General features: G+C 45.9%; 9 protein-coding genes. 4 read left to right on the forward strand and 5 right to left on the reverse strand.

Going from position 1 to position 13,514, the window contains the following annotated elements:
- Window positions 1-63: 63 nt before the first annotated feature.
- Window positions 64-1,893, reverse strand: a complete 1,830-nt coding sequence (locus ELZ11_RS13340) for a M4 family metallopeptidase (RefSeq protein WP_137357901.1) — start codon at window positions 1,891-1,893, stop codon at window positions 64-66.
- A 357-nt stretch (window positions 1,894-2,250) separates the two neighbouring features.
- Window positions 2,251-3,921, reverse strand: coding sequence for an electron transfer flavoprotein-ubiquinone oxidoreductase (locus ELZ11_RS13345; protein ID WP_137357902.1), 1,671 nt, complete (start codon window positions 3,919-3,921; stop codon window positions 2,251-2,253).
- Window positions 3,922-4,136: 215 nt separating this feature from the next.
- On the opposite strand from ELZ11_RS13345, the gene ELZ11_RS13350 reads away from it, so the two are divergent.
- The 4 genes from ELZ11_RS13350 to ELZ11_RS13365 all read left to right on the forward strand — a co-directional run bounded on the left by ELZ11_RS13350 (window position 4,137) and on the right by ELZ11_RS13365 (window position 9,816).
- Window positions 4,137-4,889 (forward strand): electron transfer flavoprotein subunit beta/FixA family protein, encoded by a 753-nt coding sequence (locus ELZ11_RS13350; RefSeq protein ID WP_137357903.1) that lies wholly within the window; start codon window positions 4,137-4,139, stop codon window positions 4,887-4,889.
- Window positions 4,890-4,966: 77 nt separating this feature from the next.
- Entirely contained in the window at window positions 4,967-5,929 is a 963-nt protein-coding gene (locus tag ELZ11_RS13355; protein ID WP_137357904.1) for an electron transfer flavoprotein subunit alpha/FixB family protein, read from the forward strand.
- Between the two features lie 181 nt (window positions 5,930-6,110).
- Window positions 6,111-7,646: an EAL domain-containing protein gene (locus tag ELZ11_RS13360; RefSeq protein ID WP_167494682.1), complete on the forward strand. Its 1,536-nt coding sequence runs from the start codon at window positions 6,111-6,113 to the stop codon at window positions 7,644-7,646.
- A gap of 649 nt (window positions 7,647-8,295) precedes the next feature.
- A complete protein-coding gene (locus ELZ11_RS13365; protein ID WP_137357906.1) occupies window positions 8,296-9,816 on the forward strand; it encodes a M28 family metallopeptidase in 1,521 nt (506 codons plus the stop codon).
- Between the two features lie 132 nt (window positions 9,817-9,948).
- Here ELZ11_RS13365 and ELZ11_RS13370 read toward each other — a convergent pair whose 3' ends face one another.
- The 3 genes from ELZ11_RS13370 to pdhA are packed head-to-tail and all read right to left on the reverse strand — an operon-like array spanning window position 9,949 to window position 13,185.
- The gene (locus tag ELZ11_RS13370) at window positions 9,949-11,097 is read right to left on the reverse strand and encodes a dihydrolipoamide acetyltransferase family protein (protein WP_137357907.1); all 1,149 of its coding nucleotides are present in this window, start codon (window positions 11,095-11,097) and stop codon (window positions 9,949-9,951) included.
- Window positions 11,094-12,077: an alpha-ketoacid dehydrogenase subunit beta gene (locus tag ELZ11_RS13375; protein WP_137357908.1), complete on the reverse strand. Its 984-nt coding sequence runs from the start codon at window positions 12,075-12,077 to the stop codon at window positions 11,094-11,096. Before ELZ11_RS13375 ends, ELZ11_RS13370 begins: the two co-directional genes overlap by 4 nt.
- Window positions 12,070-13,185 carry a pyruvate dehydrogenase (acetyl-transferring) E1 component subunit alpha gene (pdhA, locus tag ELZ11_RS13380; protein ID WP_137357909.1) on the reverse strand — a complete coding sequence of 372 codons (1,116 nt, stop codon included), beginning with the start codon at window positions 13,183-13,185 and terminating at the stop codon, window positions 12,070-12,072. The genes ELZ11_RS13375 and pdhA overlap by 8 nt, the downstream gene beginning before the upstream one ends.
- Between the last annotated feature and the right edge of the window lie 329 nt (window positions 13,186-13,514).

The raw sequence follows: 13,514 nt of genomic DNA on the forward strand, positions 1-13,514 counted from the left end.
GCTAGGAAACGATTTAATTGTAATTAGCCCCACTACTTAAAGTAAGCAGTGGGGCTTTGGTTATTAATCTAACTTCAATGTAACGCCTGAATACGCCGTGTAGCCTTTGAGCATGACATGGTAAGTCACGCCTGGTTGAGCGGTCACAGAGCATTGTTCTGAGTTACCGCTAACGTATGGGCGGCAATCCCAAGAGCTGGTTGTTGGCTTGCTGCCAGCTTTTAGGTAGAGGTCGGCATCGCCTGAGCCCGATGAAATAGAAACGGTGACTCGTGAAGTTGAATCAACGCTGAACGAATAGAAATCTTCAGCTCCTCGACTGCCCGATAGGCCAGTCACAGGTACACCTTTCTCTAATGCGTTTCCACCAGATGGCGGTGTGCCACATGATGCGTCGACGCCTACACTAGTAAAAGCATCGACCACGTCATCAACGTTATAGTTAAGATCCGCAGCGGCTTTAGCTACGCCACATGCACCAGCATCAAAAGTACTGTTTGCCGTCCAATAAAGCTGATTCGCAACGGTAAAAACTTCAAAGCCTTTACGCACGTCCCAGTTCGCTTTGTTAGCTAACAGATAGTAAGCTCGGTTGAAAACACCACTTGAGTAGTGCACATTCAAACCACTCGTGTATTGAGAAGCATGGTCGATAGAGCGGCCATCGCGAGACGGCTGATCAAAATAGCGTAGGCCACCAGAGGCCTTCATGATGTCGCTGCCTACAATCCAATCCACGCTGCCTTTCATGTAGAACTCTGCAGCTTCACCAGCAATATCAGAGAAGGCTTCATTCATACCACCAGACATGTCAGCGTACACTAAGCCTGAGTTTTGCTCAGTAAAACCATGGCTGACTTCGTGAGCACTAACGTTGATATCGACTAGCGGATAAAAGGTGTTGAGTCCATCACCGAAGGTCATCGAACTACCATTCCAGAATGCATTCTCGTAGTTGGTGCTGTAATGCACGCGCATTTCCAACTGGAATGAAAGTGGAGAAGTATTCATCCAATCTTGATACATATCGAAAACGACTTTACCGAAGTAGTGAGCGTCATTCAGTGGTGAATAGGCACCGTTCACCGTTTTATGATCATTGTAATTGCTCGCGTCGGTACAGGGGTAGCTAAACGCAGTGCTGCCTGAGGTGCCATGGTTTAAATCCACTGTTTTGACTGATGAGGTGTTCATGGTACAGGTGGTACCGTTTTTCTCGACTTCAAAGTTAGGGTAGTCAGTACCATATTGATAAAGCCCAGTTTTACTGTTACCGCCAGGGCCACTGCCGTTAGCCACAGCGTGGTTTAAGCCATCCCAACTTTTTAGTATTTCACCGGTATTCGCATCAATGAAGAAAAATGGGCGCTGCGGTTTATCAGACGCTACAAAGAAGTCGACTAAATAGACAACTTGCGCTTGCTGATTGTCATCTAAACGCACCATTAATTCGGCGCGCTCGTTTTCAATATCTGGCGCGGCAAACGAAGAAGGGTGTTGCTGAAAATGAGCGTCTTTTGCTAAGGATATGGCCTGTTTTAGGTCAACGTTGGCAGTTAGAGTGGTGATATCGTCTGCTATGCCTTGTGCCATTTCCCCATATACATCACTCAGGCCTTGGCTTGATTCCGTGGCGACGACAGAGGTATTGAAAACAGGCAGTCCACCATGGGTTTGTTGGTAGCGCGTTTTCACTTTTCCGTTGGGCAGTTTGACGGTTTTTACCGCTTTGAACCCAGTTTGATTCATCACAACAGAATTAGATTGTGCGTTAAGCCCTTGAGCCAGTAATTCACTATCGGTAACGGTGACCATTTCTGCTGCAGATAATGGTAGCGCGGTTGCCAGTCCAGCGAGTAAAACCATGGCATTTTGACGTTGGTATTTTTTCATTTCTCAATCCTAGAGATGATTAGTTTTATTTTTCTCAATCGAATTGTGTCTCGATTGAAGTGTGCGAACGGTTCGCATTTTCAAGCTAGTCGCCTTCTGAGAAAGGAGCGAATGAATAATGAAATTAGATTTTCCCTAATGTTAATAAAGGCTTACATTCTATAAAATCAAGAGGGGTGGAACGATAGGGGGTATAATTTATCTATAAGATATTTCAATGATTTACGTGAAACTGATAAATCTATGTGCTACAAAACGTACATAAATTTATCAGTTAAAAATATTCCTAGTACTGATAAAAGAGTAAACGGGAACCGCCTCTATCAATGATTAGGTAAGGAATGTTTACAGCGGTTGCTACATGTTTTGGTAGCTTGGACCACCACCGCCCTCTGGAGGCTGCCATGTGATGTTTTGAGAGGGGTCTTTAATATCACACGTTTTACAGTGTAGGCAGTTAGCGGCATTGATTTGCAGCTGTTGAGTGTTGTCTATGGTCACCACTTCATATACACCTGCAGGGCAATACCTTTGGCTTGGTTCGTCGTAGTCAACAAGGTGGCATTGAATGGGAATGGCTTGATCTACTAACACTAAGTGGCAGGGTTGATTTTCTTCATGTTGCGTCCCTGAAAGGTAAACTGATGATGGTTTGTCGAAACTGAGTTCGCCGTCTGGCTTTGGGTAAACCAGAGGCTGGCATTGAGAGGTTTGCTTTAGCTGGCGATGATCTTGTTGGTTGTCGGTGATAGTCCAAGGCACGGTATGATCGAATATCTTTGGCCATAAGTTGTGTTCGAATGTAGCCAAAGCTCCACCCAATACTGCACCAAACTTGTGAACCTCTGCTCCAAAGTTACGTGAATCTTGCAGCTCTTCATATAACCAAGATTCTTCGAATAGTGTTTGATAACTTGGTTCTTTGATTGGAGTGCTGGCGGTCAGTTCATTGAATACCGCCTCAGCGGCAAGCATGCCGGATTTCATTGCAGTATGACTGCCTTTGATTTTAGCGACGTTTAGGGTTCCAGCGTCACAACCAACCAGTACGCCCCCAGGAAATTGTTGGCGTGGTAGGGAAGAGATACCGCCTTTGGTGATGGCGCGGGCCCCGTATGAAATTCTCTGTCCACCTTGCAAATATTGGCGAAAGCTTGGGTGGTGTTTGATTCGCTGAAATTCGTCAAATGGGCTCAAATACGGGTTAGTGTAATTGAGGTCTACGATTAGCCCGACAGCGATTTGATTCCCTTCTAAATGGTAGAGAAAAGCGCCACCATTTGAGCTAGATTCAGTGAGAGGCCAACCGGTCGTGTGGATAACGTGGCCTGCTTGGTGTAGCTCTGATTCAGGTACTTCCCAAATTTCTTTAATCCCCAAAGCGTAATGTTGAGGCTGCTTACCTGAGTCCAAATCAAATTGTCGAATGAGCTCCTTACCTAAATGCCCGCGAGCACCTTCAGCAAAGATAGTGTATTTGGCACGGAGTTCGATTCCAGCTTCAAATGTGTTTTTCTGAGCTCCTGTTTTATCTAACCCCATGTCGGATGTATTGATACCAATCACTGAGTCTGACTCGTCATAATTAATGGTTGATGCCGCGAATCCAGGGAAAATTTCCACGCCTAACGACTCGGCTTGCTCGGCTAACCAGCGACATAAGTTTGATAAGCTGATGATGTAATTTTGCTCGCTATTGAGCATGGGTTTCGGAGTCAAAATATGCGGCACCGCAATATGGTTGAGCGCTGTCGTGAGGTATAGAAATTGGTCTTGGCTAACGGGTGTTGTCAGCGGCGCTTGCATATCGCTCCAAGTCGGAAAGAGTTCATCTAAAGCCGTGGTTTCGAACAAAGCACCAGAGATAATGTGTGCGCCAACTTCAGCTCCTTTCTCGACAACGCAAATAGAGAGTTCTTTGGGCTCTTCTTGCGTTTGATTTAGTTGAGCGAGTTTACACGCAGCAGAGAGCCCTGCGGGGCCTGCGCCTACGATCACAACATCAAATTCCATGCATTCTCTGTCCATGCTGTACACCTGCTGATACGCCATATCACAAATATAGTCCAGTTGACGTAAACGTAAACTTTACTAAGCTCAGAAGTAAGATTCATTGCATTGGTGACGACCCTATGGGCACATCCCAAATCGCACTTCAGCTGTCGGGCTACAGCTGAAATAGAATCTATAAATCAAACTCTTAAAGCTTGCACGAAGAGCATCCAACAACAAAGGAAGGCATTGTGAAAGTATTAGTAGCGATTAAACGAGTCGTTGACCCTTACGTAAAGATCAGGGTGAAAAGCGATGGCACGGGCGTTGAAACCAACAACGTGAAAATGACCATGAATCCTTTCTGTGAAATAGCAGTGGAGGAGGCCATTAGGATAAAAGAAGCGGAGCACGCTGAAGAAGTTGTCGTGGTTTCTATTGGCGATGCTAGTTGCCAAGAACAGCTTAGAACCGCATTGGCGTTGGGAGCAGATCGAGCGATTCATGTTGAAACTGACAGCGATCTAGAGCCGCTCAATGTTGCTAAACTCCTAAAAGCAATTATGACGAATGAATCTCCGGGGCTAGTGCTACTGGGTAAACAGTCCATTGATACTGATAACAATCAAGTGGCTCAGATGTTGGCTGCGATCACTCAACTGCCTCAGGGCACATTTGCCTCTGAAGTGGACTTAAGTGAAAGCGGAATGGCTCGGGTGACTCGAGAAATTGATGGTGGCCTAGAGACCGTTAGTTTGACGCTTCCGGCGATTGTTAGCACAGATTTGCGACTTAATGAGCCCCGATATGCATCGTTGCCTAACATCATGAAAGCGAAGCGTAAGCCGCTTGATACCACTACACCCGACGCTTTGGGAGTGTCCGTTACCCAGCACCAACAAATTCTGGAAGTGCAGCCACCATCGCAGCGTCAAGCTGGCGTAATGGTCGGAAACGTTTCTGAGTTAGTCGATAAACTTAAAAATGAAGCAAAGGTTATTTAACTCAATAGTTAGGCTAAACGCATTAGCTAAGCCTAAATACATCGGTGATCTGGCGATTTTTGAAAAGGAGCGATTTCATGGCTGATTCAAATCTATCTACATTAGTGGTAGCGGAGCACGATAACCAAACCGTCTCGGTGGACACGCTTCGCACCTTGCAAGCAGCCACGCACCTTCAAGCTGTAGGCAGTATGTTGGAGGTCAGTGTGTTAGTGATTGGCTATCAGTGTCAGCCAGTCGTTGATCTACTCAGTAAACTCACGTGTGTGAGTAAAGTGCTGGTGGCAGACTCTCAAACCTATCAACATGCTTTGGCTGAAAATTATTCTGAATTGATAGCCAGTGTGGGGCGAGATTTTTCACACATTCTTGCTTCTTCGACGACTTTTGGAAAGAACATCATGCCCAGAGTCTCCGCTTTGTTAGATGTGGGGCAATTGTCGGATGTGACTAGTATCGAAGGTGTCGATGAGGTGATTCGACCTGTTTACGCTGGGAATGCGATGGCAAGAGTAAAATCGAATGATGCGATTAAAGTAATCACGGTGCGAAGTTCCGCTTTCGATGCGGTTGAAGTAAGCGAAGGTGAGCCTTGTTCGATTCAGTCTTTGGATACCGATATTCCGTCCGCTTCATCAACCTTCATTGAACAGCAAAAAGTAGAAAGCGAACGGCCAGAATTGCCTGCCGCACGGGTTGTGATTTCAGGAGGACGTGGGCTTGGCAGTAAAGAAAACTTTGCGATGATTGAGCAGTTGGCGGATAAGTTGGATGGCGCAATAGGGGCGTCGCGCGCTGCAGTTGATGCAGGTTATGTGTCTAACGATTTACAAGTCGGTCAAACCGGTAAAATCGTTGCTCCAGAGTTGTATATTGCGGTGGGCATTTCAGGGGCTATTCAGCATTTAGCTGGAATGAAAGATTCAAAGGTGATTGTGGCCATTAATAGTGATCCAGAAGCCCCGATTTTTCAGATAGCGGATTATGGTTTAGTAGGCGATTTATTTGACCTTATGCCAGAACTCATTCGCTCAGTGTAAAGATAGCTTTACCTCTTAAATGAAAAGGTGCTACTAACAGGCTTGGTTTATCTTGCCGCTGTGAATTTAAAATTACACACTCCTTACATGGACTTTACATGGCGGGAGTGTGGTCGCGTTAAGATTTCGACATATTTATCAATAATCGGTTATCACTTCTTACTTAATGAGCGCAAATAGCATGTCAGAACCAAAAATTGGGAAAAAATTCTTATGGATTACCTTCATTGTCCCATTGTTTGTTTTCGCTATTGGCGCATCTATTATTGCCAACATATTGATTTTTAAAGATCTAAAAAGTATCGCCAAACATTATGTGACCGAAGTGGATCAGATCATTGACGATCGTATTCGTGAAAATAAGCTCGCACTAAAGAATAAAAATCGATGTGAATTGATCCAGCAGGAATTGTTGTTCGAGAGTGTGGTCAGAGAGTTGAGGATCATCGAAAATCGAGTATCGATATGCTCTTCAAAACAAGGCGAGCAACATGAAAACTTAAGCCAATATGTGCCCTCAAGAGACATACGTTCAGGCGCGTATTTATTCGACCTAGAAGGTGATCCAGAGCAGCGGACTTTGGTGGTCGTGAATCGGTTGCCTGAAAATCCTAGAGTGGGTGCATTCGCTGTTGTTGATCGTAACTACATTGCTGCTCGTATGGCGAAATCGTTAAGCGACACCATAGATCAGGTATACGGCACGTTTGGCAAGCTGACTTACCCAGCAAATGTTGATGAGGTTGATGGCTACTTCAAAGTACTGGGGTCTGAACGGTTTAATTACAGCGTAACGGTAGAAGCGACAAACACCTATGTGGTTAGGCAATACGCATTATTGCTTCTTGGAAGTTTACCTTTATCGTTATTGATTTCTGGCGCATTCATTTATGCCTCTAGACGGTTTAAAAACCACAACTCTTTGGTAGACGATATTAAGCGTGGTTTGCACCGTGGTGAATTCTTTATGGTGTATCAACCGATAGTCAGCCATGACCAAGCGACGAACGATACTCAAGAAGGTAACCAGGTTCATGCAAATAGGGTGGCAGGGCTTGAAGCTTTGATTCGTTGGCAGCACCCTAAATTGGGCTTAGTGAGACCAGATTTATTTATTCCTTTAGCTGAGCAGCATGGCCTGATTAATAAATTGACAGATTATGTGTTTGGGCAAGTCATCAGTGATTTAAACGGCTTAGAATTGTGCAAGGGCAGCCAATATCACGTAGGGATTAATATTCCGCCTTCTTACTTGGCAAGCAAAAACTGTATGTTCAAACTTGAGCAGTATTACCACTGTTTTGATGACACACCTTGGAAGCCAACTATTGAAGTCACAGAGCGTCAGTTGCTTGATTCTGATTCTCAGCGGGTATTGCAAAAAGCGAGGGAAATGGGCTTTAAGGTGTCGATCGATGACTTTGGTACAGGGCACACATCGCTTGCGGTGTTACAAAAGATCCAATTTGATTATTTGAAAATCGATAAGTGCTTTGTCGATACGGTTGGGGTCGACGCGGTTAACTCACCCGTTTTACTGACTATTATCGAATTGGCTCATAAGCTGGGTGTTGAGATTGTCGCAGAAGGGGTAGAAACACAGGAGCAGCAAGCGTTTTTAGAATCGCACCGTTGCCAGCATTTACAAGGTTATTTGTTCTATAAGCCGTTAACGCTTTCTGAGGTGAGCAAAGTATTGGAAAAACAACCGCAATAGGAAGTAAAACTCAGAAGTTCGATACTACAAGCGGCCTAATACCTATCACTTGAAGTGTCAGGAGCTAACTGGCGATAGAATTTCACTCATACGAACGGTCCTAGATTTGGGCCGTTTTTTGTTAAGAGAATATAAGGCCTTACTCGCATTAGCTTTAGGGATGAAGCCCCGCAACACTATTGCACGCCACACTTGGATTATCGCAGTGCCACCATAAGACAAATCGTCGAGGCGAATGCCTAATTTGTTTGGTTGGACGTCTTGTCTCAACCTGAGTATAAATCGTCGTGTTGCCCCAAACTCCTTATTATCTCCTTACAGTGACTGGCGTCGAAGGGGAATTTATCTTGAAGGCTAACCTTTTTCATATCGCCATCACTGCTCTCTATTTTTCAGCGCCAAAAACAGACATCCACTAAGAACAGAAGGGCACTCCGACTATCGGTAAAACACGTCAGCACCTGTTGTCTGAAAATTCACAGCAGCCGGAATTACGCTTGGGGCACTTTGCTTTCCTAATAACCTATTTATTGTATTGATAGAAAGATGACAACTTATTATTACGTCCTGATGGAAAACGCATAATTCTCAAAGTGTAAATATATAGCCTAAGTTTTGGTGATTTTATAAAAACTCCATGGAGGAGATAATGAACTACACTAAAACGCTTTTGGCTATGGCACTTTCAACGGTTTTCATGAACGCACACGCAGAAGATAAAGTATGGATATCAATCGGTGCTGATGCATCTAAAACAGTGGCGAAGTCAGGAGCACAAGCTGTGCTTCCGAACTCACTGGCGAGCAGTGGCGATGTTTGGGTCGGGCAGGTCGATGAAACTGAATTGGCTGAGTTGTCTCACAATATGCATGAAGAGCATCACCGTTGTGGCGGCTACATGGTTCATCCCTCCGCTCAGAGTGCAATGGCGGCGAGCGCGATGCCATTGGCCCTCAATACTTTTTCAATCCCTGAAATTTCTCAGCAAACAACCGTTAATGCTTGGTTACCGCTAGTAAACTCGGCGCAGATCACCAGCACAATCACTTCGTTGACGAGCTTCAACAACCGTTTTTACACCACCACTTCTGGTGCGCAGGCGTCTGATTGGATTGCCAACGAATGGAGTTCTTTGGTTTCGGGATTGTCTAATATCAGCGTTGAACAGTTTTCCCACTCAGGTTACAACCAGAAATCTGTGATCTTGACGATTGAGGGTTCAGAAAGCCCCGATGAATGGGTTGTGATTGGTGGTCACTTAGATTCCACAATTGGCTCACGAACGGATGAACATACGATTGCACCCGGCGCTGACGATGACGCCTCGGGCATAGCAAGTGTAACGGAGATAATTCGTGTTCTGGCAGAGAACAATTTCAAGCCTAAACGCTCGATGGCCTTTATGGCCTACGCTGCAGAGGAAGTAGGGTTGCGTGGCTCTCAGGATATCGCCAACGCCTACAAATCTCAGGGTAAAAATGTGGTGTCAGCTCTTCAGTTGGATATGACGAACTATCAAGGTTCTGCACAAGATATTGTCTTTATCACCGATTATACCGATAGCAACTTGACTCAGTTTTTAGCCAACCTACTTGACGAATATCTACCAACGTTGAGTTATGGTTACGATCGTTGTGGCTATGCATGTTCAGATCACGCTTCTTGGCACAACGCAGGCTATTCTGCAGCGATGCCTTTTGAGTCAAAGTTCAATGACTACAATCCTAAAATCCACACCTCTCAAGATACTTTAGAGAATTCGGATCCCACCGGTGCTCATGCAACCAAGTTTACTAAGCTTGGCTTAGCTTACGCGGTTGAAATGGGCAGCGCCTTTGGCGGTACAACGCCTCCTCCTGCAGATAACGTCCTACTGGATGGAGTGCCTGTCACTGGCCTATCTGGGGCGACTGGCAGCGAAGTTGCTTATCGTTTTGAACTCACATCGACAAAAACACTCGACATCAATATATCGGGTGGTTCCGGTGATGCGGATCTTTACGTCAAGTTTGGTTCAGAAGCTGGTAAGCAGAACTGGGATTGTCGACCATACCGCTCTGGAAATAGCGAAACCTGTACATTCAGTAACGCTACAACGGGGACTTATCATGTGATGTTAAGTGGGTACTCTTCGTTTAATGGCGTCACGCTTGAAGCTTCTACACGCTAACAGCAAATTTAGATGGCTCCTTGTTGAGCCATCTAACCAGCTTTCATATTGCCTAATCACCATATTATGTGACGAGATTTAGTAAGGTGATTCGCCGTTTTTTCACTCTCTTGCTAATACCCCGAAGTGTTCCTAGCAGGTGGCTTGTTGTAGATGTTTGACTAGCGCCTTAATAAAGCGAGCGGCTTCACCACCGGTACAGGCGCGATGGTCAAAGGTCATCGAAAGGGGCATTGCTTTAACTTCCATTGGTTTACCATCTTTCATGATGACCTTATTAATGATGCGCCCAGCACCAACAATCGCGACCTGCGGTGGGGATACCACAGGCGTTGCGTAAATACCGGCTATGGCGCCAAAGTTAGATAGCGTAATAGTGCCGTGCTGTAGTTGCTCTCTGCCTATCTTGCGATCACGAATGCCTTGTACCGTGGTGTCTAGCCACTGACGAATGCCTTTAGGGTTGTAGTCGTCTGCGTGGCGCAGAACAGGCACATAAAGGCCGTGAGCACTGTCTACGGCAATGCCGATGTTCACGGTACTGTGAACGCATCTCGTCATGGTTTCGGCATCGAACCAAGCGTTAAGCGCTGGCTCTTTTTGGCATGCATCAACGACCGCCAGCACTAAACGAATCGAAATGTCTTCATTTTCCAGCCAGTCGGTTAGGAGTGCTTCTTCTGTGATGGTTACCGCAGCAACGTTGTGATGCGACTCGGCCATGGTATTGACCATGGTTCGACGTGCACCTTTTAGAACTTCGGTTCCCGGTAGCTGCTTATCGCATTCATTGTAAATATCGGCATCTGTAATTAACCCATCAGGGCCACTGCCTTTGACACCTTGTAAATTGACGCCTAATTGTTGAGCCAGTAAGCGAGCGGATGGCATCGCAGTGATTATGCCTTCGGGGGTTGAGCTTGGTTCACTCCCAACCCAGAAGTTATCAACATCTACATGATGATTTTGGTGCGAAACGTTGCCAACCACCGTTGCTGCATCTTCTTTTTTGGCTTGTTGGTCTTGGCCGATTTCAACTGTTTCTCCCACTTCTTCGATTTCCAAAAGTAGGCTACCAATATTGATGACGTCACCTTCATTGCCATAGCGGTTAATGATCTTTCCACTGTAAGGGGCGGGAACGTCGACAATGGCTTTCGCGGTCTCAATCGTCACTACTACCTGATCGACTTTTACGGTGTCGCCAGCTTTGATGTGCCATTCAACGATTTCAGATTCGGCTAGACCTTCGCCTAAATCGGGTAACATAAATGATTTCATTTCCAACCCTCCACCAACTCTCTGGCTGCCAGAACAATGTCATCTTCCTGAATCATAAAGAAATCCTCGTTACGATAGTAAGGCATCACGGTGTCCATGCCTGTGACTCGTTTAGGGGGTGCTTTCAACAAACACATGGCGTGCTCAGCCGTTCTTGCGAGTATTTCCGCGCCAACGCCGCAGGTTTTACTGGCTTCATGCACTACTAACAAGCGCCCCGTTTTTTCTAGTGATTTAAGTATGGTCGCCATATCAATCGGTTTGATACTGGCGAGATCAATCACTTCTACCTCAATTCCTTGAGCTGACAGTGTGCTAGCGGCCTGTAGAGATTCAACGACACAAGCCCCCCAAGTGACCAAAGTTAAATCTCGGCCTTTACGAAGGGTAAAGCAGGTGTCTAATGGTAGCGCTTGGCCGTTGTCTTCTACGTTCGATTTTACGGTTCGGTAGATACGTTTAGGTTCAAAGAACATTACGGGGTCGTTACTGCGAATTGATGCCAGCAATAAGCCATATGCGCGTTGAGGAGATGATGGGATCACCACTTTAAAACCTGGTATATGGGCAAACAAGGCTTCAACACTTTCTGAGTGATGCTCAGGGGCGTGAATGCCTCCGCCAAATGGTGCTCGGAACACAGCAGGGCAGGTGAGTCGGCCTCTTGTTCGGTTGCGCATTCTCGCTGCATGGCACATTAGGTGCTCCATCGCAGGGAAGACAAAGCCTTGAAATTGAAACTCAGCCACTGGGCGAAGCCCTTGCGATGCCATCCCTACCGACACACCAGCAATCAACGCTTCTGCTAGCGGTGAATCAATGACGCGCTTTAGCCCATATTTTTCTTTAAGCCCAACCGTTGCACGGAATACACCACCGTTGTCACCGACATCTTCGCCGATAACCACGACGTTAGAATCGACTTCCATCTCGTGATGCAAAGCGAGGTTAACGGCTTCAAGCAAAGTTATTTCAGCCATGTTTGCCCCCTTGCATGCGCATTGCTTTATTTATGATGTGGTCACGTTGTTTATTGAGTTCGGGCGTTGGTGATTCGTACAAAAAGTCGAACGCAGTCTCGGGTGCTTGAACAGGCAGATTTAGGTAATGCTCAACGGCTTTCTCGACTTCTTGCTTGCATTCTTCTTGCCAGTGCAGCTCTTGTTCATCCGACCAAATTCCTTGAGCCACCAAATAGGTTTTCAAGCGGGCGATCGGTTCGAATTCCCACGCTTGGTGGAGTTCGTCATCACTACGATAGCGGCTAGCGTCATCGGCAGTGGTATGGTCACTAAGGCGGTAGCTGATCGCTTCAATCAGTGTTGGTCCTTTGCCTTTACGAGCGTTGTCCAAAGCGGTTAACACGGCATCGTACATGGCGACAATATCATTCCCATCAACCGTGATTCCTTGGATTCCAGCGCCCTTCGCTTTTTCAGAAAGAAAGTCGGCAGCACACTGTAAGGCTCTAGGTACGGAAATGGCCCATTGATTGTTATTGACGATGAAGACCAGCGGGATATTCCAAGCACCAGCGCAGTTGATGGATTCTAAGAAGTCACCTTTTGACGTCGCACCATCGCCGCAGACAACGAGTGCTGCTTTATGATTACCTTCGATTTTTAGCGCTGAAGCGACGCCAACGGCATGCGTACATTGAGTGGCGATAGGGACACAAAAAGGTAAGTCGCGACAATGGACTTGGGTATTGCTATCAAATGATTCAAGTTTCGATGGGCAAAAGTCGCTGCCTCTTTCATCGCCTCCCCAATACTGAAGGTTCTTTTCCATTGGAATGCCGCGCGCCCACATTGCAGGCATATCTCGGTAATAAGGAATAAACACATCGTCAGCTCGGAGAGCACGCCCAATCGCTATGCCGATAGCTTCAGCGCCTAAGTGAGATGGATACGTACCGAGTTTTCCTGTTCGTTGCAGGGCAACGGCTTTGTTGTCGTAGGTTCGAGTCAATACCATATCTTGGTAAAACCCTTTTAATACAGATGCTTCAGCCCAATCGGGGAGTTGGCTGACGGAGTGACCATGGTGATCGATAAAACGATGCATGGGTAATGCCTGAACATTCATCTCAAGCTCCTTCTGATGCTGTACTCAACATGTATGAGTAAAGTTCAGTTCGTCACGAAAAAGTGGCAAGGGTGATACCGAGATCTGTGCATTGATGTTCGCCAATCAGAACTACAGCTTGAAAGATTGTTCTGGGAATGTGCCTAGCGATATTCAATATTACTAGTAACATCACTCTATTTAGTGATGGATCTTGATATAACCAGATACATTAAGTGTAACTAAGATGTTAAATCTTGCATGGGGTTATAAACTTTAGTGCGGTAAAAAGAGCACTTTAGATGTGAAAAACAGACGAAAATATGGGTTTCTAAAAGCAAGTTTGTTAA

Source organism: Vibrio profundi (genome assembly GCF_005281835.1).
In the GTDB taxonomy this organism is placed as follows: domain Bacteria; phylum Pseudomonadota; class Gammaproteobacteria; order Enterobacterales; family Vibrionaceae; genus Vibrio; species Vibrio profundi.